The sequence below is a fragment of the Aeromicrobium sp. Root472D3 genome (assembly GCF_001426485.1).
GTDB lineage: Bacteria > Actinomycetota > Actinomycetes > Propionibacteriales > Nocardioidaceae > Aeromicrobium.
This window is the reverse complement of record NZ_LMET01000001.1, coordinates 1289438-1308141: the sequence shown is the minus strand read 5'-3', so window position 1 is coordinate 1308141 and position 18704 is coordinate 1289438. Positions and strand designations below refer to the sequence as shown.

At 73.1% G+C, this 18704-nt stretch carries 18 protein-coding genes and 2 pseudogenes; 5 read left to right on the top strand and 15 right to left on the bottom strand.

All coding sequences use genetic code 11. The annotated features are described in order from the left end of the window. Positions 1-6: 6 nt before the first annotated feature. Genes tsaE through glmS form a run of 6 tightly spaced genes read right to left on the bottom strand, consistent with a single transcriptional unit; the run spans position 7 to position 6772 of the window. Complete coding sequence (gene tsaE, locus ASD10_RS06460) at positions 7-1011, bottom strand: tRNA (adenosine(37)-N6)-threonylcarbamoyltransferase complex ATPase subunit type 1 TsaE (RefSeq protein WP_056606312.1); 1005 nt, start codon at positions 1009-1011, stop codon at positions 7-9. Further along, entirely contained in the window at positions 1008-2003 is a 996-nt protein-coding gene (locus tag ASD10_RS06455; RefSeq protein WP_082556058.1) for an alpha/beta fold hydrolase, read from the bottom strand. Before ASD10_RS06455 ends, tsaE begins: the two co-directional genes overlap by 4 nt. Then, the gene (alr, locus tag ASD10_RS06450; RefSeq protein ID WP_056606306.1) at positions 2000-3124 is read right to left on the bottom strand and encodes an alanine racemase; all 1125 of its coding nucleotides are present in this window, start codon (positions 3122-3124) and stop codon (positions 2000-2002) included. The genes ASD10_RS06455 and alr overlap by 4 nt, the downstream gene beginning before the upstream one ends. Position 3125: 1 nt before the next feature. Further along, positions 3126-4574, bottom strand: coding sequence for a bifunctional ADP-dependent NAD(P)H-hydrate dehydratase/NAD(P)H-hydrate epimerase (locus tag ASD10_RS06445; protein ID WP_056606302.1), 1449 nt, complete (start codon positions 4572-4574; stop codon positions 3126-3128). After that, positions 4568-4921, bottom strand: a complete 354-nt coding sequence (locus ASD10_RS06440; RefSeq protein ID WP_056606299.1) for a holo-ACP synthase — start codon at positions 4919-4921, stop codon at positions 4568-4570. Before ASD10_RS06440 ends, ASD10_RS06445 begins: the two co-directional genes overlap by 7 nt. 6 nt (positions 4922-4927) lie before the next feature. Next, positions 4928-6772: a glutamine--fructose-6-phosphate transaminase (isomerizing) gene (gene glmS, locus ASD10_RS06435; protein WP_082556057.1), complete on the bottom strand. Its 1845-nt coding sequence runs from the start codon at positions 6770-6772 to the stop codon at positions 4928-4930. A 127-nt stretch (positions 6773-6899) separates the two neighbouring features. On the opposite strand from glmS, the gene coaA reads away from it, so the two are divergent. Further along, positions 6900-7841: a type I pantothenate kinase gene (gene coaA / locus ASD10_RS06430; RefSeq protein WP_056606293.1), complete on the top strand. Its 942-nt coding sequence runs from the start codon at positions 6900-6902 to the stop codon at positions 7839-7841. 18 nt (positions 7842-7859) lie between these two features. Here coaA and ASD10_RS06425 read toward each other — a convergent pair whose 3' ends face one another. From ASD10_RS06425 to rplM, 5 genes and pseudogenes are all read right to left on the bottom strand, one after another. Beyond that, positions 7860-8825 carry a GNAT family N-acetyltransferase gene (locus ASD10_RS06425; protein WP_056606290.1) on the bottom strand — a complete coding sequence of 322 codons (966 nt, stop codon included), beginning with the start codon at positions 8823-8825 and terminating at the stop codon, positions 7860-7862. A 131-nt stretch (positions 8826-8956) separates the two neighbouring features. Further along, positions 8957-10001: pseudogene (locus ASD10_RS06420) on the bottom strand (phosphoglucosamine mutase); the annotation flags it as partial. Position 10002: 1 nt separating this feature from the next. Further along, positions 10003-10240 (bottom strand): annotated as a pseudogene (locus ASD10_RS19325) (phosphoglucosamine mutase); the annotation flags it as partial. 6 nt (positions 10241-10246) lie between these two features. Continuing rightward, on the bottom strand, positions 10247-10750 hold the full coding sequence (gene rpsI, locus ASD10_RS06415; protein ID WP_056606284.1) for a 30S ribosomal protein S9: 504 nt from the start codon (positions 10748-10750) through the stop codon (positions 10247-10249). Between the two features lie 19 nt (positions 10751-10769). After that, a complete protein-coding gene (rplM, locus tag ASD10_RS06410) occupies positions 10770-11213 on the bottom strand; it encodes a 50S ribosomal protein L13 (protein WP_056606281.1) in 444 nt (147 codons plus the stop codon). A gap of 267 nt (positions 11214-11480) precedes the next feature. On the opposite strand from rplM, the gene ASD10_RS06405 reads away from it, so the two are divergent. After that, a complete protein-coding gene (locus ASD10_RS06405) occupies positions 11481-12779 on the top strand; it encodes a citrate synthase (RefSeq protein ID WP_056606278.1) in 1299 nt (432 codons plus the stop codon). A 60-nt stretch (positions 12780-12839) separates the two neighbouring features. On the opposite strand, the gene ASD10_RS06400 is transcribed toward ASD10_RS06405, so the two are convergent. Then, entirely contained in the window at positions 12840-14450 is a 1611-nt protein-coding gene (locus ASD10_RS06400; protein WP_056606277.1) for a S8 family serine peptidase, read from the bottom strand. Between the two features lie 96 nt (positions 14451-14546). Between ASD10_RS06400 and truA the strand changes: the two genes are divergently transcribed. Genes truA through ASD10_RS06385 form a run of 3 tightly spaced genes read left to right on the top strand, consistent with a single transcriptional unit; the run spans position 14547 to position 16529 of the window. After that, positions 14547-15341, top strand: coding sequence for a tRNA pseudouridine(38-40) synthase TruA (gene truA, locus ASD10_RS06395; RefSeq protein ID WP_056606274.1), 795 nt, complete (start codon positions 14547-14549; stop codon positions 15339-15341). Between the two features lie 52 nt (positions 15342-15393). Beyond that, the gene (locus ASD10_RS06390; protein WP_056606271.1) at positions 15394-15747 is read left to right on the top strand and encodes an MmcQ/YjbR family DNA-binding protein; all 354 of its coding nucleotides are present in this window, start codon (positions 15394-15396) and stop codon (positions 15745-15747) included. After that, positions 15744-16529, top strand: a complete 786-nt coding sequence (locus ASD10_RS06385; RefSeq protein WP_056606267.1) for an endo alpha-1,4 polygalactosaminidase — start codon at positions 15744-15746, stop codon at positions 16527-16529. The genes ASD10_RS06390 and ASD10_RS06385 overlap by 4 nt, the downstream gene beginning before the upstream one ends. Before the next feature lie 12 nt (positions 16530-16541). On the opposite strand, the gene ASD10_RS06380 is transcribed toward ASD10_RS06385, so the two are convergent. Genes ASD10_RS06380 through ASD10_RS06370 form a run of 3 tightly spaced genes read right to left on the bottom strand, consistent with a single transcriptional unit; the run spans position 16542 to position 18696 of the window. Then, positions 16542-17231 (bottom strand): anti-sigma factor, encoded by a 690-nt coding sequence (locus tag ASD10_RS06380; protein ID WP_056606263.1) that lies wholly within the window; start codon positions 17229-17231, stop codon positions 16542-16544. Continuing rightward, the gene (locus ASD10_RS06375) at positions 17228-17782 is read right to left on the bottom strand and encodes an RNA polymerase sigma factor (RefSeq protein ID WP_235501771.1); all 555 of its coding nucleotides are present in this window, start codon (positions 17780-17782) and stop codon (positions 17228-17230) included. The genes ASD10_RS06380 and ASD10_RS06375 overlap by 4 nt, the downstream gene beginning before the upstream one ends. A gap of 59 nt (positions 17783-17841) precedes the next feature. Next, on the bottom strand, positions 17842-18696 hold the full coding sequence (locus ASD10_RS06370) for a DUF4394 domain-containing protein (protein ID WP_056606260.1): 855 nt from the start codon (positions 18694-18696) through the stop codon (positions 17842-17844). Positions 18697-18704 lie beyond the last annotated feature (8 nt).

The following is an 18704-nucleotide window of genomic DNA, read 5'->3' as shown; positions in this document are numbered from 1 at the left end:
GAGAGCCTACGAGTCGGCCGGCGTCGACCCCAACAGCGTCGAGCGCAGCGGCACGCCGACCCACCGCGGGCCGTGCGGCTTGATCGTCACGACCCGCGGATCGACCTCGTCGGGCACGTCGCCGACCTCCCCGTCGTGCGGCGTGCCGAGCGGGTCGATCGGCCGGGGCCCCCGCACCTCGATCCGCAGGTGCAGCCAGCTGTCGTTGAGCTGCTCGGCCATGCCGTCACCCCACTCGACGACCGTCACGGCGGTGTCGGTGGACGAGTCGAGGTCGAGGTCGTCGATCTCGCCGAGGCCGCCGAGCCGGTACGCGTCGACGTGGACCAGCGGGGGGCCCCCGACGAGCGAGGGGTGCGTCCGCGCCAGGACGAACGTCGGCGACGTGACGGGGCCGCGGACGCCCAGGGCCTCGCCGAGCCCCTGCGTGAACGTGGTCTTGCCGGCCCCCAGGTCGCCCGACAGCACCAGCAGGTCGCCGGCCCGCAGCAGCGGGGCGAGACGCGCCGCGAGCCCCTGCATCTCCTCGGGCGTCGGCACCTCCCGCGCGAGCCACAGGGTCTTGCCGAACTCGATGAACGGCTCGTCGCGCCCGACGGGCTCGTAGCGTCGGCGCGACCAGAACTGGACCGTGTCGGGCAGCTCCTCGCGCACGTCGAGCCAGATGCCGTCCTTGCCGCGCTCCTCGGCGGTGTCCTCCGCGACGCCGAGCATCGCCGACGCGACGCCGCGGGCCTGGATGTCGGGGTCGACGCACACGCGGCGCAGGCCCAGCTGGCCCGGGCGCGACTCGTCGAACAGCATCGCGCCCATCGGCAGGCCGCGCCGCTCGACCAGCAGACCGCCGGCGGTGCGCAGGGTCTCGGCGACCGACTCGACGGTCTCGTCGAGGGCCGTGGTGGGCGGGTCGAGCGCCGGGCGGGCCCCGAACGAGCGGTGGATGATGTCGACGATGACGGCCGCGTGCTCGGGGCCGGCCTCGACGACGTTGAGTGCGGTGCCGCCGGTCATGCCATGCCCTCCCGCACCTCGGCCAGGACGCCCTCGATCGCCCGGGTGACGGCCTCGTGCTGCTCGAACATCAGCATGTGCCCGACGCCGTCGAGCTCGATCAGCTCGGCCCCCGGGATCGCCTCGGCGAGCCGGCGGCTGTGCTTGACGGGGGTCAGCAGATCGGCCGTGCCGCCCATCACGACGGTGCGGGCCCGGCCGATCGCGGCGAGGCCGGCCGTCAGGTCGAGCCCCACGAAGTTGGGGTAGAAGTCGGTCAGGACGTGGGTCGGCGCCTCGAGGATCATCTCGTTGGCCATGTCGACGTGGCGCTCGTGGGCGTCCGGGCCGAGCCCCCAGCGGCGGATGACCGAGTAGCTGTTGAACCGGCGCCCCCAGTCGAGCGCCGGGGCGCCCGCCCGCAGCAGCGGGATCAGGTAGCGCAGGCCCGGGCTGCCCTCGCCGCGCATCAGCCGACCGGCGCTCGTGCCGAGCAGCACGACCCCCCTGACCCGACCGCCGAACAGCTCGGGGCGGGTGCCGGCAAGCTGCATGATCGTCATGCCGCCCATCGAGTGACCCACCAGGACGATCGGCCCGCGCGGGACGAGCTGGTCGATCACGGCCGTGACGTCGTCGGCGAGCTCGGCGAACGTCGACTTCTTGCTCGTCGCCCGGCCGGAGCGTCCGTGCGAGCGCAGGTCGACGAACACCATGCGCACCGCGCCGCGCATCGCGAGCCGCTGGTAGTGCCACACGTCGATGTTCTCGACCCAGCCGTGCAGGAACACGACCGTCGGGGTCTTGCGCTCGGCCTCGTCGACCTCGACGTGCAGCGGGACCCCGTCGGCGCTGACGATCGTGGTGCCGTCGCTGCGCACCGAGCCGAACTCGACGTCCTCGCCGCGCCGGCGCCGGCGCCGGCCGCGGGACCGGCCGTTGAGCAGCGTCGCGACGGTCCCGGCGGCCACGAACGCGCCGGCCGTCCCCGCCAGTCTCAGCGTCCTGCTCATGCCATGTCTCCCCTGTAGGTGCGGACCGTGCGGCCACCCAGCCGGGTGACCACCTCGTAGGCGATCGTGCCCGATGCCGCGGCCCAGTCTTCCGCAGTCGGCTCGCCGTCGTGACCCGGGCCGAACAGCGTCGCGACGTCGCCGCGCCGCGCGGTCCGGTCACCGAGGTCGACGACGACCTGGTCCATGCAGACCCGCCCGACCAGCGGCACCCGTTGACCGGCGACCTGCAGCTCGGCCCGGTTCGACGCCGCGACCGCGATGCCGTCGCCGTAGCCCATCGGCACGAGGCCGAGGGTCGTGTCACGCTCCGCCACCCACTGGTGGCCGTACGAGACGCCTGCGCCGGCCGGCACCCGCTTGACCTGGGCGAGCCGCGCGCGCAGCGTCATGACGGGGGTCAGACGGGTCGGGTACGCGAGGTCGGGGGCGGGTCGGATGCCGTACGCCGCGATGCCGACCCGCACGAGGTCGAAGTGCGCCGACGGCCGCGTCAGCGTCGCGGCCGAGTTGGCGAGGTGGCGCAGGGCCGGCTCGACGCCGGCCGCCGCGAGCTCGTCGACGGCCTCGCGGAACACGCGCTCCTGCTCGTCGTTGGCCGGGTGCCCCGGCTCGTCGGCGCACGCGAGGTGCGACCAGACGCCCGTGACCTCGACCCGACCGGCGGCCTGCGCCGTCGCGGCGGACTCGGCCAGCCGGCTCCACTGCTCGCCCCTCGCGCCGTTGCGCGACAGCCCCGTGTCGACCTTGAGCTGCACCCGCGGACGCGTCGGGGCGGCCGCGAGGATCTCGTCGAGCTGCTCGACCGACGACGCCGTGACCTCGACCCCCGCCTCGGCCGCGGCGGCGAAGTCAGCGCCCGGGGCCGCGAGCCAGCACAGCAGCGGCCCGGCGTCGCCCGACGCGCGCAGGGCCAGGGCCTCGTCGACCGTCGCGACACCCAGCCACGTCGAGCCGGCACGGCGTGCGGCACGGGCCATCGCGATGGCGCCGTGACCGTACGCATCGGCCTTCACGACCGTCATGAGGGCCGAGGCCGGCGCGCACCGCGCCAGGGCGGCGATGTTGTCGGCGAAGGCGTCGAGGTCGACGGCGGCCTCGATCTGGGGTGGGGAGGACACGTCACGACCTCCAGTCGCGCACGTCGTCGAGCCGGCCGTCGTGGAACGCCGCCAGCGTGCCGGGCAGCGCCGCGGCGACCGACGTCGCGGTCACGGGCCCGCCGTGGTTGGCGCGGACGCTCGCCGCGCCGTGCAGGAACGCCGCGATGGAGCCCGCGTCGTGCGGATCGGCGCCCGAGGCCAGCAGCGAGCCGGCCAGCCCGGCCAGGACGTCGCCCGAGCCCGCGGTGCCGAGCCACGGCGAGCCCGTCAGGTTGACGCGCGTCGTGCGCCCGGGCGTCGCGACGAGCGTCCTCGACCCCTTCAGGAGCACCGTCGTGCGCCACCGCTCGGCGGCCTCGGTGACGTGCGCCAGCGGCTCGGCCTCGACCGCGTCGCGCCGGGTGCCGAGCATGTCGGCGAGCTCGCCGGCGTGCGGCGTCAGCAGCGCGGGGACGTCGAACGTGTCGGGCAGGTGCTGCAGGGCGCTGGCGTCGACGACGACCGCGACCCCGTCGTCGAGGGCGTCGGCGAGCTGCTGCTCGGCCTCGTCGCCACCGCCGGGCCCGACGACCCAGGCCTGCACGCGCCCGGCGCCCGCGACGACCTCGGGGGCGCGGTCGACGACGCGCCGGCTCAGCTCGGCGTCGCCGACGAAGCGCACCATGCCGGCCATGCCCGTCAGGGCGCCCGCGACGCACAGGTGCGCCGCGCCGGCGTACTGCGACGAGCCGGCGCGGATGCCGACGACGCCGCGCGAGTACTTGTGGCTGGTGGGGGCGCGCAGCCAGTCGAACGTCTCGACCAGCAGGTGGCCGTCGGTGGCCTCGATCGCCTCGATGCTGGGCGCCGGCAGGTGCGGGCCGAGGCCGATGTCGACGAGCCGGGCGATCGCGGTGTCGTCCCACCCCGATGCGCCCGCGGCCGGGCTGACGAGCAGGGCGTTCTTGTAGGTGCCGAACGTGACGGTCGCATCGGCCATGACGTGGTGGGACGACGCGGGCAGCGTCGCGCCGTCGACGTCGACGCCGGACGGCACGTCGACCGCGACGGTGTGCGGACGGGCGCCGGCGACCCACTCGGCCCACTCGGCCGCGCGGCCCGTCAGCCCGGGTCGCGCCCCGATGCCGAACAGCGCGTCGAGGCAGTACCGCTGGTCGCCCGGACCGTCGACGACCTGCGCCCCCGCGGCCGTCGCGGCCGCCAGACCGTCATCGTGCACCCGCCCGCGGTCGAGCAGGCACACGTCGACCCGCACGCCCCGGTCGAGCAGGTGCACCGCGGCGTACAGGGCGTCGCCGCCGTTGTCGCCCGGCCCGACCAGCACCAGCAGCACCTCGCCGGCCGGCACGGCGTCGAGCGCGTCGGCCAGGCCCCGCGCGGCGCGACGCATCAGCTCGCCGTCGGGCAGGCCAGCGGCCAGGGACGCCTCGGCGGCCCGGACGTCGGCGACCGTGTGCGCCGTCAGCACTCGGCCACCACGAAGGCCGTCGCGACCGAGACGTCGTGCGAGATCGACACGTGGATCGTCTCGATGCCCAGGGCCCTCACGCGATCGGGGGCCGCGCCGTGCAGCGCGAACGAGGGCGCCCCCCGGTCGTCGTGGACGATCTCGAAGTCCTGCCACGACAGGCCAGCGGGCGCGCCCATGGCCTTGGCGAGCGCCTCCTTGGCCGCGAAGCGTCCCGCGAGCGACTCGAGCGGCAGGGCCGCCTCGTCGGGCGTGAACAGACGGCTGCGGAGCGTCGGCGTGCGCTCGAGCGACGCGGCGAACCGGGGAAGGTCCACCACGTCCACGCCGACTCCGACGATCGTCACGACGTCCTACTCGACCGTGACCGACTTGGCCAGGTTGCGCGGCTGGTCGACGTCGTGGCCGAGCTGGTGCGCGAACTCGGTCGCGAAGATCTGCAGCGGCACGGTGGCCACGAGCGGCTGCAGCAGCGTCGGGACCTTCGGCAGGCGGATCAGGTGGTCGGCGTACGGGATGACGTCGTCGTCGCCGTCCTCGGCCAGCACGATCGTGCGGGCGCCGCGGGCGCGGATCTCCTGGATGCTGCTGACGGTCTTCTCCTGCAGCTGGTCGCGGCCCTTGGGCGGCACCACGACGAACACCGGGAGACCCTCCTCGACCAGCGCGATCGGACCGTGCTTGAGCTCGCCCGCCGCGAAGCCCTCGGCGTGGATGTAGGCCAGCTCCTTGAGCTTCAGCGCGCCCTCGAGCGCCACGGGGTAGCCCACGTGACGGCCGAGGAACAGGATCGAGCGGGCCCCCGACAGGTCGCTCGCGAGCTTGCGCACCTGGTCGCCCTCGTCGAGCAGCCGCTGGATGCCGGCGGGGACCGCGGCGATCTCGGCCAGGATGTCGTCGATCTCGTCGCCGTACTTGGTGCCCTTGACCTGCGCGAGGTACAGCGCCAGCAGGTAGCAGGCCACGACCTGCGACAGGAAGCCCTTGGTCGAGGCGACCGCGACCTCCGGACCGGCGTGCGTGTAGATCACGGCGTCGGACTCGCGCGGGATCGTCGAGCCGTTGGTGTTGCAGATCGACAGGACGCGGGCGCGCTGCTGACGCGCGTACCGGATGGCCATCAGGGTGTCCATCGTCTCGCCCGACTGGCTGATCGCGACGACCAGCGTGCTCTTGTCGAGGATCGGGTCGCGGTAGCGGAACTCCGAGGCGAGCTCGACCTCGCACGGGATGCGCGTCCAGTGCTCGATCGCGTACTTGGCCACGAGACCCGCGTACGAGGCGGTGCCGCACGCGATGATGACGATCCGGTCGACCTCGCGGAGCTCGTCGTCGCTCAGGCGCATCTCGTCGAGCTGCAGCTGGCCGCCCGGCGAGTGCCGCCCCAGCAGGGTGTCGGCGACGGCCTGCGGCTGCTCGTCCATCTCCTTGAGCATGAACCACTCGTAGCCGCCCTTCTCGGCCGCCGACACGTCCCAGTCGACGTGGTACTCGGTGGTCTCGGCGGGGGCGCCGAAGAAGTCGGTCACGACGATCGCGTCGGGCGTGATCGTGACGACCTGGTCCTGGCCCAGCTCGACGGCGTCGCGGGTGTGCTCGATGAACGCCGCGACGTCGGAGCCGAGGAAGTTCTCGCCGTCGCCGCGCCCGACCACCAGGGGCGAGTTGCGGCGGGCGCCGACGACGACGTCGGGCTGCTCGGCGTCGCAGATCACGAGGGTGAAGGCACCCTCGAGACGTCGGCACACCGCGCGCACGGCGTCGGACAGGTCGGGGGTGCGGGCCAGCTCGTCGTGCAGCAGGTGGGCCACGACCTCGGTGTCGGTCTCGGACAGCAGGTCGTGCCCGGCGCGCTCGAGCTCGGTGCGCAGCACGGCGAAGTTCTCGATGATGCCGTTGTGGACGACCGCGACGCGGCCCGTCTCGTCGAGGTGGGGGTGCGCGTTGACGTCGTTGGGGGCGCCGTGGGTCGCCCAGCGGGTGTGCCCGATGCCGGTGTGCGCGACGGGCAGCGGGTTCTCGGCCAGCTCGGCGTCGAGGTTCAGCAGCTTGCCGGCCTTCTTGGCCGAGTGGATCGTGCCGTCGACGACGAGCGCGACACCGCCCGAGTCGTAGCCGCGGTACTCCAGGCGGCGCAGACCGCCCATGACGACGTCGAGGGCTGAGCGCTGACCGACGTATCCGACAATTCCGCACATGGGACCCAGCCTACCGGCGTCCGGCGCGCGCCCCGGGGATGCGCGGCACCCCGCCGACGTGACGACGCGTACGGGCGCGAGGGGCCTCGTGCGGCACCTGCACCCGCGTGTGGCGAGAATAGCGGTCATGACACGCGAGCACTCCCCGTACGTCGAGCTCGAGAGGGCAGCGTGGGCCGAGCTCGCGGGCGACACGCCGCAGCCGCTCAAGCCCGACGAGCTGGAGCGCGTCCGGGGCATCGGCGACGAGCTCGACCTCGAGGAGGTCCGGCAGGTGTACCTGCCGATGACGCAGCTCATCAGCATGCGGGTGCGCCTGGCCGGGGCGCTCTACGAGGCCACCGAGGAGTTCCTGCACGCACCGCAGTCGCGTCGCACCCCGTTCGTGATCGGCATCGCCGGGTCCGTCGCGGTCGGCAAGTCGACGACGGCGCGGCTGCTGCGCGAGCTGCTGGCGCAGTCGCCCGAGCACCCCGTCGTCGAGCTCGTCACGACCGACGGCTTCCTGTTCCCCAACGACGAGCTGGAGCGGCGCGGGCTGCTCGACCGCAAGGGCTTCCCCGAGTCGTACGACCGCAAGGCGCTGCTGAGGTTCGTGATGGAGGTCAAGTCGGGCGTCGAGGTCGTCACGGCGCCCGTCTACTCGCACCTGACGTACGACCGGACCGACGAGGTCGTCACGGTCAAGGCGCCCGACATCGTGATCGTCGAGGGCCTCAACGTGCTCGCCCCCGCCCGTCCCCGCGGCGACGGCTCCCCCGGTCTCGCGGTCAGCGACTTCTTCGACTTCTCGATCTACGTCGACGCGTCCGGCAAGGACCTGCGCCGCTGGTACGTCGACCGGTTCCTGGCGCTGCGCAAGACCGCGTTCGCCGATCCCGAGTCATACTTCCACCGCTACAGCTCGTTCACCGACGAGCAGGCCATCGAGCGGGCGGGACAGCTGTGGGACTCGATCAACTGGCCCAACCTGCGCGAGAACATCGCCACGACCCGGGGTCGCGCCTCGCTGGTGCTGCGCAAGGGCCCCGACCACGCCGTCGACTGGGTCCGGCTCCGCAAGATCTGACCGCAGCGCTCGACGACGTCAGATCGCGCGGACGTACTCCCCCGTCCAGGCGGTCTGCCGGAAGCCCAGCCGCTCGTTGACCGCGATCATGGGCGCGTTGCTCGCGGCGTTCTCGGTCGTGACGCGGCGGCGTCCCGCGAGCAGGTCGGCCGAGGCCTGCATCGCGCGCACCTTGAGGGCGAGCCCCAGCCCGTGGCCCCGGTGCCCGGGGCGCACGAGCGTGTCCCACTGGTAGACCTCGTCCTCCTGCGGGAACGCCAGCTGGGTGTGCCCGGCCAGGTGCCCGTCGGGCGCCCGGGCGACGACGACCTGCATCACGCGTCCCACCCGCTCGAGGTCGGCCTCGTCCGTGCGGACGCGCTCGGCGTCCCAGTGCTCGTCCTCGAGGCCCGCCTCGCCGCTCGGCGCCTCGGACGTCAGGATGCGCCGCAGCTCGGCGTACTCGTCGACCCACCGGTCGGGACACCGCCCGCGCCACGTCTCGAGCGTGTAGCCGTCGGCGACGACCAGCGGGGGCGGCGTGGCGGGGAGGGCCAGCTCGCGCACGGCGTCGAGGACGTCGAGCCGGAAGCCGCGGGCCTCGGCGAACCACCGTCCGGCGTCGCCCTCGGCGTCGACACCCCACGCGGGCATCGAGAACGCGGTCGTGCGGTCGTGCGCGCGGGCGGTGGCGAGCAGGTGCTCGAGCACCGCGGTGCCGTGACCGCGGCGGCGGTGCTCCGGCGGCACGAAGACCTCGACGAACGCGAACTGCGTGTTGTCCTTCAGCGGCATGACCGCCCACCCGGCGGCCACCGGGACGCCCGCCCCGTCGCGTCCGACCACGGCGACCTTCGTGCCGTACGCGTCGTCGGTCAGGTTGACGCGCTTCTCGACCGCGAGCCACGGCGCGTCGAACGGTCGCGTGGACGAGCGGAGGTAGACGTCGTGGAACGTGCCGAAGGCGTCGGGATCGCCGACGTCGACGACGTGGATATCGGTCATGGGCTCACCCTAGGACGCGCCGAGTGGTGCGAACACGTCGCCGAGTGGTGCGCCGTGGTCGGACACGCCGTCCCAGGACGTCCGGTCTGCACCACTCGCGGCACCGGGCCGGGCGGGGGTCGGGGTCCGGGTCAGCGGGCGAGGGTCGTGCGGACGACCTCGGCGAGGTGCTGGGCGACCGACGTCGCCTCCTCGTGCGTCGCGGCCTCGACCATGACGCGCACGAGCGGCTCGGTGCCCGACTGGCGCAGCAGCACCCGCCCGCTGTCGCCGAGGCGCGACGTCGCGATCGCGACCTCGCCCTGCAGGACCGGGTCGGTGTCGGCCCGCGACTTGTCGACGTCGGGGACGTTGACGAGCACCTGGGGCAGGCGGCGCATGACGGACGCGAGCGCCGACAGCGTCGACCCGGTCTGCTGCATGCGCGCGGCCAGGTGGGCCGCCGTCAGCACGCCGTCGCCCGTCGTGGCGAAGTCGGCCATGATGACGTGGCCCGACTGCTCGCCGCCCATCGTGAAGCCGCCCGCGCGCATCGCCTCGAGCACGTAGCGGTCGCCGACGGCCGTCTGGATGACGGTGATCCCCTCGGCCGTCAGCGCCTGCACGAAGCCGAGGTTGCTCATGACGGTCGCCACGACCGTGTCGTCGACCAGGCGGCCCGCGTCGCGCCCCGCCAGCGCCAGGATCGCCAGGATGTGGTCGCCGTCGACGACCGCACCCGTCTGGTCGACCGCGAGGCACCGGTCGGCGTCGCCGTCGAAGGCGAAGCCGGCGTCGGCGCCGTGCTCGACGACGGCCTTCTGCAGGTCGTCGAGGTGCGTCGACCCGCAGTTGGCGTTGATGTTGAGCCCGTCGGGCTCGGCGTGGATCGTCACGACCGTGGCACCGAGCTGCTCGAAGACCTCGGGTCCGACCCGGTGGGCGGCCCCGTTGGCGCAGTCGAGGACGATCGTGAGCCCGTCGAGGCGGCCGGGGGTCGACTCGACCAGGTGCTTGACGTAGGCCGCGACACCGGCGTGGCTGTCGCCGATGCGACCGACGTCGGCGCCGACGGGCCGGTCCCAGGGCTCCTCGAGGCGGTCCTCGATGAGCCGCTCGATGTCGTCGTCGAGCTTGAGCCCGCCGCGGGCCAGGAACTTGATGCCGTTGTCGGGCATCGCGTTGTGGCTCGCCGAGNCCCCCAGCCGGTGGACGTCGACACCGGCAGACGCAAGACCCGCGACCACCGCGGCCTCCAGGAACTCTCCGGAGGCGCGGGGATCGCGGGCCACGACTGCTGTGGGGCGCTGGTCGGCGAAGGCACCGACCTCACCCAGGACGTGGGCCGCGGCGACCGCGAGGTCGACGGCGAGCTCGGCGGTCAGATCACGGTTCGCGAGACCGCGAACGCCATCGGTGCCAAAGATCCGGCCCACGCGGGATCAGCGCTTGCTGTACTGAGGTGCCTTACGTGCCTTCTTGAGACCGGCCTTCTTGCGCTCCTTGATGCGCGAGTCGCGCGTCAGGAGTCCGGCCTTCTTGAGGACCGGACGGTTGGCCTCTTCGTCGATCTGGTTGAGCGAGCGGGCCACGCCCAGGCGCAGCGCGCCGGCCTGACCCGTCATGCCGCCACCGGTCACGCGGGCGATGACGTCGAAGCGGTCCTGCAGACCGGTCTCGGCGAACGCCTCCTTGGCGATCTGCTGGTGCAGCTTGTTCGGGAGGTACTCCTCGAGCGGCTTGCCGTTGACGGTCCAGACGCCCGTGCCGGGGACGATGCGCACGCGGGCGATGGCCTCCTTGCGGCGACCCGTGGCAGCACCGGGAGCGATCGTCGCCGGCTTGCTGGAGGTCTCGGACGAACCGGCCGTCTCGGAGGTGTACGCGACACCCTCGGAGTTGGTCTGGAACTCGGTGGTCTCTTCGGTGGTGGCGGTCTCAGCCATGATGACGCTTACCTACTCTTTACTGGGAGATCTGCGTGATCTCGAACGGCTGGGGCTTCTGGGCGGTGTGCGGGTGCTCGGGGCCGGAGTAGACCTTGAGCTTGGTGATCAGCTGGTCGCCCAGACGGTTCTTGGGGAGCATGCCGCGCACGGACTTCTCGATCGCCTTGCGGGCGTCCTTGTCGAGCAGGTCACCGTAGGCGATCGACTTGAGGCCGCCCGGGTAGCCGCTGTGACGGTAGGCGAGCTTGTCGGTGCGCTTGTTGCCCGACAGCGCGACCTTCTCGGCGTTGACGATGATGACGAAGTCGCCACCGTCCACGTGAGGCGCGTAGGTGGGCTTGTGCTTGCCGCGCAGGAGCGTCGCAGCCTGGACGGCGAGACGGCCCAGGACGATGTCCTCGGCGTCGATGACGTGCCACTGACGGGTGATGTCAGACGGCTTGGGGCTGAACGTGCGCACGGCGTGACCTTCTCGTTCTTGGGGTGTGGTGGCTGGAAAGCTGCATCCAGCGCTGCGGTGGTCGGCGCCCTGGCACGAGTGGCTGGGCACAACGACACACTAGGTTAACCGGCCGCGACCGAGAAGGTCAAAACGAGCCCCCCTCGACGGCCTCCCGACGGGTCCGGGACCCACCCGCGTGGCGATGAGGGTTCCCTCACGTCTAGGTTGAGGGGAGTTCGGCGACATCACAGCCGCGCTGTTCCTTCACGTCACAGGAGACCCATCGTGACCGAGAACCACACCCTCACAGTCCGCGACAACCGCACCGGCGAGGAGTACGAGCTCCCCATCACCGACGGCACGGTGCGCGCCAGCGACTTCGGCAAGATCGGCAAGACCGAGGACGAGCCGGGCCTGGCCCTGTACGACCCGGGGTTCACCAACACCGCCTCCACCCGCAGCGCCGTGACCTACATCGACGGCGACAAGGGCATCCTGGAGTACCGCGGCTACCCGATCGAGCAGCTGGCCGAGAAGTCCACCTACCTCGAGGTCGCCTACCTCCTGATCCACGGCGAGCTGCCGACCCGCGAGCAGCACGACCAGTGGGTGCACGAGATCACGTTCCACACGTTCGTGCACGAGAACCTGAAGTCGCAGCTCCAGGGCTTCCGCTACGACGCGCACCCCATGGGCATGCTGCTGTCGAGCGTCGGCGCCCTGTCGACGTTCTACCCCGAGGCCCGCAACATCAGCGACCCGCAGGTCCGCCACGACCAGGTCGTGCGCCTGATCGCCAAGATGCCGACGCTGGGCGCCTGGTCGTTCCGCCACGCGCAGGGCAAGCCGTACGTCTACCCCGACAACGACCTGACCTACACCGAGAACTTCCTCTCGATGCTGTTCAAGATGTCGGAGCAGAAGTACAACCCCGACCCGCGCCTGGCCAAGGCCCTCGAGGTCCTGTTCATCCTGCACGCCGACCACGAGCAGAACTGCTCGACCAACGCGGTCCGCTCGGTCGGCTCGAGCCAGGTCGACCCCTACTCGGCCGTCAGCGCCGGCATCGCCGCGCTCTACGGCCCGCTGCACGGTGGCGCCAACGAGGCCGTCCTGAAGATGCTCAAGCGCATCAAGGTGCCCGAGAACATCCCGGCGTTCATCGAGGGCGTCAAGAAGGGTGACGAGAAGCTCATGGGCTTCGGTCACCGCGTCTACAAGAACTTCGACCCGCGCGCGACGATCATCAAGAAGGCCGTCGACGACGTCTTCGAGGTCACGGGCGTCAACCCGCTGCTCGAGATCGCCCAGGAGCTCGAGCGCATCGCGCTGGAGGACGAGTACTTCGTCAGCCGCAAGCTCTACCCGAACGTCGACTTCTACTCGGGCCTGATCTACGAGGCGCTGCAGTTCCCGCCCGAGATGTTCACGGTCCTGTTCGCGATCCCGCGCACGTCCGGCTGGCTGGCCCAGTGGATCGAGCTCGTGGACGACAAGGAGCAGAAGATCGCCCGCCCCAAGCAGATCTACACCGGGGACCGTCGTCTCGACTTCACGGCCGCCGAGGACCGCTGGTCGAGGTAGATCCTCTCCTCCGTCCCACCCCGAGGGCCCCCACCGCGTGCGGTGGGGGCCCTCGGGCGTCTAGCGCACCCGCACGCGCCGCACGACCGACCTGCTGCCCTCGAACGACCCGGTGCCGAGGTACACGACCCTGAGGCGGTGGACGCCCGTGCGACGCAGTCGGGGCGTCTTGACCGTGATGGCGCCGTTGCGCCGCGGCGAGACGTAGGCCGTGCGCACGATCCTCGATCCGTCGAAGACGCGGATGCGGCCGACCGGACGGGCTCCGGACGTCGTCGAGCGCAGCCGCACGCGCACGACCGACCTCCCGCCCGCGCGCACGGTGCGGGCCGAGACCTTCGCCGACACCGTGGTGCCGGCGCGGGCCGGAGCCGCGGCGGCCGCGACGTACCCGAGGTCGAGGACGCCGGCGGTCGCGGCGCTCGTCGAGGGACGCACCATGGTGGGCAGCGTCGACTCGATCTGGGGGCCCGACAGGCCGACCGACGAGAGCAGCGCCGCCGCGCCCGCGACGGCGGGTGCCGCCATGCTGGTGCCCGACACGGCGGCGTACGCCGGCGCGCCGGTCGCCGTCGCGTACGTCGAGATGACGGCCACGCCGGGGGCCGAGACGTCGACGGACGGCCCGGTGTTGGAGAACGACGCGCGGGCGCCGGCGTCGTCGGTGGCGCCCACGGAGATCACGCCGGGGCAGCTGGCCGGCGCGTAGCCCGCCGCGTCGCGTGCGTCGTTGCCGGCCGCGGCGACCACGACGACCCCGCGGCTGCGCGCCGTCGCGATGGCGTTGGAGAGCGTCGAGGTGCACCGTCCCGGCCCGGCCAGCGACATCGTGACGACCTGCACGGGCGACGGATTGGCGGGGGCACCGGCCGGCGGCGACCCGGCCGCCCACAGGATGCCGCGGACGATCGCCGTGTCGGTGCCCGACCCGTCGGCGTCCAGCACCCGCACCGGGACGATCGTCGCGCCGGGGGCGACCCCCGCGACCCCGCGGCCGTTGTCGGCCCGGGCCGCCACGATCCCCGCGACGTGCGTGCCGTGGTAGTCGCCGGGATCGGTCGGGTCGGCGTCGTTCGAGACGGCGTCGTACCCCGCCGCCCACGTGAGGTCGGGGTGCGTCGTGCGACCGGTGTCGAGCACCGCGACGCGGACGTCGGGGCTGCCCTTCGTGCGCTGCCAGAACGCGGGCGCGCGGGTGCTGAAGCCCCCGCCGACCCGACCCGTGTCCCACAGGTTCTTCTGCTGCGGGAACAGCGGGTCGTCGACCGACACCGGCGGGGCGTCGGCGGCCGACCGGACGAAGTCGGGCTCGACGGGGCCCATGCCGGGACGTGACTCCAGCTCGGTCGCGAGCCGCTCGGCGACGTCGCCGGCCACGGGCTCGCCGAACTCGACCACGCGCGTGCCCCCGGGGCCGCGTCCGACGTCCTCGACGACGGCCGCCCGGTCGGCGACCTCGGTGGCGAGCTGCTCGACGGCGGCGCTGCCGCGGGTCGTCGTGACGACCAGGCCCGCCGCCCGGGGCGTCGTGGGGGTGTCGGGGGCACCGACGGCGGCGACGGTGGCCGTGGTCGTCGGCTCCGGCTCGCTCGCCTGGGTGGGCGGCGCGGCGAGCAGCCCGAGGAGCAGCGTCACCGCCGTCGCGGTGGACCAGGACGTGGCGGTGCGCATGGGACTCCCGGAGGTCGGTGGTGGGCCCACGGTAGTCGGCGATCGGCAGGAGGGCAGGACGAACGGGGGCACCGACCCAGCCGGTAGCGTGACGTCGTGCGCCTGCGACTCGACCTGTCCTACGACGGCACCGACTTCCGCGGCTGGGCCACCCAGCCGGGACTGCGCACCGTCCAGGGCGAGGTCGAGACCGCGCTGGCCACGATCCTGCGGCTCACGACGCCACCCCAGCTGACGTGCGCGGGCCGGACCGACGCCGGGGTCCACGCGCGCGGGCAGGTCGCGCACGTCGACCTGCCCGACGACGTCGAGCCCGACGCCCTCGCGCGGCGGCTGCGTCGTCTGCTCCCCGGCGACGTCGCGCTGCGGTCCCTGGCGCCGGCGCCCGAGGGGTTCGACGCGCGGTTCGCGGCGCTCGAGCGACGCTACGTCTACCGTCTGTGCGACGCACCCGAGGGCCCCGACCCCCTGGCGCGCGGCAGCGTCGTGGCGTGGCGCCGGACGCTCGACGTCGACGCCATGAACGCCGCGGCCGAGCACCTGCTGGGCGAGCACGACTTCGCCGCGTTCTGCAAGAGGCGCGAGGGGGCCACCACGATCCGCACGCTCCTCGAGCTGCGGGCCGTCCGCGCGGGCGACCTCGTCGAGACGACGGTGCGCGCCGACGCGTTCTGCCACTCGATGGTGCGGGCGCTGATGGGGGCGCTCGTCGCGGTCGGCGAGGGACGCTTCGCTCCGGCGTGGTCGGGCGAGGTGCTGGGACGCGCCGCCCGTGACACCCGGGTGACGGTCATGCCGGCCCACGGCCTGGTGCTCGAGGAGGTCACGTACCCCGACGACGCGGGGCTGGCCGCGCGGGCCGTCGAGTCGCGGCGGCGGCGCGACGAGTGAGCGTCCGGCTCGCACCGTCACCCCGGCGGACCGGCCCTGACACACTGGAGCCATGGCGGTGACGTGGGACGAGGTCGTGCACTTCGCGTGCACGCTGCCCGACGTGGCCGCGTCGACGTCGTACGGGACTCCTGCGCTGAAGGTCGACGGACGGCTGCTGACCCGCCTGCGCACCTCGCCCGCCGACGGTGGGGCGGGCGAGGTGGTGCTGCGGTGCTCCCTCGACGACAAGGCGGCCCTGGTCGACGGCGACGACCCCGCGTTCAGCACGACGTCCCACTACGACGGGCACGGCTCCGTGCTGGTCGACCTCGGCCGGGTCGACCGCGACGAGCTGTTCGAGCTGGTCGACAGCGGCTGGTACGTCGTCGCCCCGCCCGCCGTCCGCGCCCGGCGCGACGCATGAGCGGGCTGATCGCCGCGATCGCGGCCGTGCTGGCCCTGACCGCGTCACCCGCCCCCGCCCCCTCCCCGCCGCCCACCGCCGCGGTCGCCGACTACCAGCTCGGCGGGCCGTACCGGCCGGCCGCCGACGTCGGCGTCGTCACCCGCGACCGCTCCGAGCGGCCGGCCGCCGGACGCTACTCGATCTGCTACGTCAACTCGTTCCAGACCCAGCCCGGCACGCTGCGCTGGTGGAGGAAGAACCACCCGTCCCTCCTGCTGCGCGACGGCGCGGGACGGCTCGTCCGCGATCCCGGGTGGCCCGACGAGGTGCTGCTCGACCTCCGCACGTCGGCCCGGCGCAAGGCCCTCGGAGACCTCAACCGCGCCTGGTTCGACCAGTGCCGCCGCAAGGGCTTCGACGCCGTGGAGCCCGACAACCTCGACTCGTGGACCCGGTCGGGCCACCGGCTGACGAAGCGGCACGCCGTCGCCTTCGCGCGCCGGCTCGTGCGGGAGGCCCACCGGTCGGGCGTCGCGATCGCGCAGAAGAACGCCCCCCAGCTCAGCCGCCTCGGGCTGGGCTTCGACTTCGCGGTCGCCGAGGAGTGCGAGGTCTACCGCGAGTGCGGCGCCTACACGCGCGTCTACGGCACCCGGCTCATCGAGATCGAGTACACCGACAACGGCCGTCGCGCCTTCGCCCGCGCGTGCGCGGCACGGGCCGGACGTGCCTCGATCCTGCTGCGCGACCGCGACGTGGTGCCCCGCGGCTCGCGTCGGTACGTCTCGCGCAGCTGCTGACGGTCGCGCCGCTCAGGACGGGATGTCGGCCGAGATGACCTCGTCGCCCGAGGCGTCGACGACGCGGAAGGCCGCGGCGTCGTCGAGCAGCACCGACGAGCTCATGTCGCACGTGATCTCCGTGCCGGCGACGCCGACGAACTCGCCGGCCTCGCGGGTGCTGCCGTCGTCGGCGACGACCCACATCCGGAACCGCTCCCCCGCGCGCAGCCCCGTGGCCTGCAGCTTGATCTCGAGGCCCCACGTGTGGTCGACCAGGCCGGCGGTCGCCCTGACGCCCTGCACGACCTGCACCTCGGGCACGGCGATCACGGTCGGGCCGGAGGGCGCGTCGCCGTCGCCCACCACGACGGCGGTGACGACGACCGCGGCGGCAGCCGACGCCACGGCGACCGCGGCGGTCACGAGCGACCCGCGGCGACCGCGCGACCGCGTCGGGAGCGGAGCGGGCGGCAGCGCCCGGCGGATGCGGTCGTCGAGCCCTGCCGGGACGCCGACGTCGACCGGTCGGACGGCATCGGGGTCGACCGACCGCAGCACGCGCGCGATCGGCCCGATCTCGGCGAGCTCGGCGGGGCACGTGTCGCACGTGGTGAGGTGCGCCCGCACCGCGCCCCTCAGCGGGTCGCCGAGCTGGCCCAGCGAGTAGGCACCCAGGGCCTCGCGCAGCTGCTCGTGGTCGAGGTCGTCGAGCCCCGTCACGGCTCGATCACCATCAGGGCCATGGCGCGACGCAGGTGACGCAGCCCGTGGAACACGCGGCTGCGCAGCGTGCTGACCGAGACGCCGAGATCGGCCGCGACGTCGTCGTACGACCGGTCGCGCAGGTAGGTCTCGACGATCGCGGTGCGGTGGTCGTGGCTGATCAGGCCGAGCGCCCGGGTGACCAGGTCGACGTCGGCGAGGGCCGCGCTGTGGTCGCTCATGTGGTCCTTCCCGGGCTGGTCGACGAGGTCCGGCAGGGCGGCGGCCCGCCGCCGGGCGGAGAGGTGGTCGGCGACGACGTTGCGCGCGATGGCGAACAGCCACGTGCGCAACGACGACGTCTGCGGGTCGTACCGGTCGCCGGCCCGCCAGGCCCGGACGATCGTCTCCTGCACGACGTCCTGCGCGGCGGCGTCGTCGAGCAGCCGTCCGAGAGCGTAGCGGTAGAGCTCGGCGCCGTGGAGGGCGTACCCCTCCCGGGCCAGTGCGTCGGGGGTGAGTCGTCCACCACCCGTGTCACCGGCCCGGGAGGGCCTCCACGGTGCCACCAGCGCTGCTCCTGTGCGTCGACGTACGAGGCCGTCGCCCGCTCAGGCAGCGTCCCCGGTCAGCGGGGCTGCGGGATGGCGAGGTCGGCGATGTCCTTGTCGAACTTTGCCACCTTGGTGAACTTCCCGCTCAGCAGGTTGACGCGGTACAGCGTCGCGAGTCCGCCGCCCGTCGGGCGGATCGACGCGAAGCCGGTGTTGTCGGCGGTGCGCGTGCCCGAGTTCGTGCCCACGACGTCGAAGCCCGCGACGGGTCCCTGACGCGGTCCGAACGGGCCCGACACGAGCAGGTTGCCGGAGTTGGCCGGGACCTGCTGCACGACCTGGTCGCGGGTCATGTCGAGGTTGAACAGCGTCGTGCCCGACGAGGGGTCGTTGTCGCTGTTGGTGTAGCCGGCCGCCGTGACGCCCGTCGCGACCGTGCCGTCGTAGTTCAGCGGACCGTCGACCGCGGTCGTGGGCGCGGGCTGCGAGACGTCGTGGCGCAGGTTCTGGCCCGTGTCGCTGATGATGCGCAGGCGGTCCGCGGCGGGGTTGAAGTCGACGCCGAAGTACGTGCCCTCGAGCGCGACGCTGAGCTGCGAGACCTTGCGGACGACTCCGTTGCCACGGTTGACGACGTAGATGCCGCCCTTGTCGCCGACGGCGTAGACCTTGTGGTCGGCCGGACGCTCGTCGATGCCGATCAGGCGGACGTCGCCGACCAGGCCCTTGGCCTGGCCGAGGGCCTTGGTGCGCTTGCCCGTCGTCAGGCTGAACGTCGTCAGGTTCTTGCCGTTGGACGACAGTCCGAGCGCGGACTTGGGGATCGTGGACGTCGCGGCCTGGGCCGATCCGACGGCGGCCAGGCCGCTGCCGGCGGTGAGGGCCGTGACGGCTCCGAGAGCGATGAGATGACGTGTGCGCTGGCGCATGTGTTCCT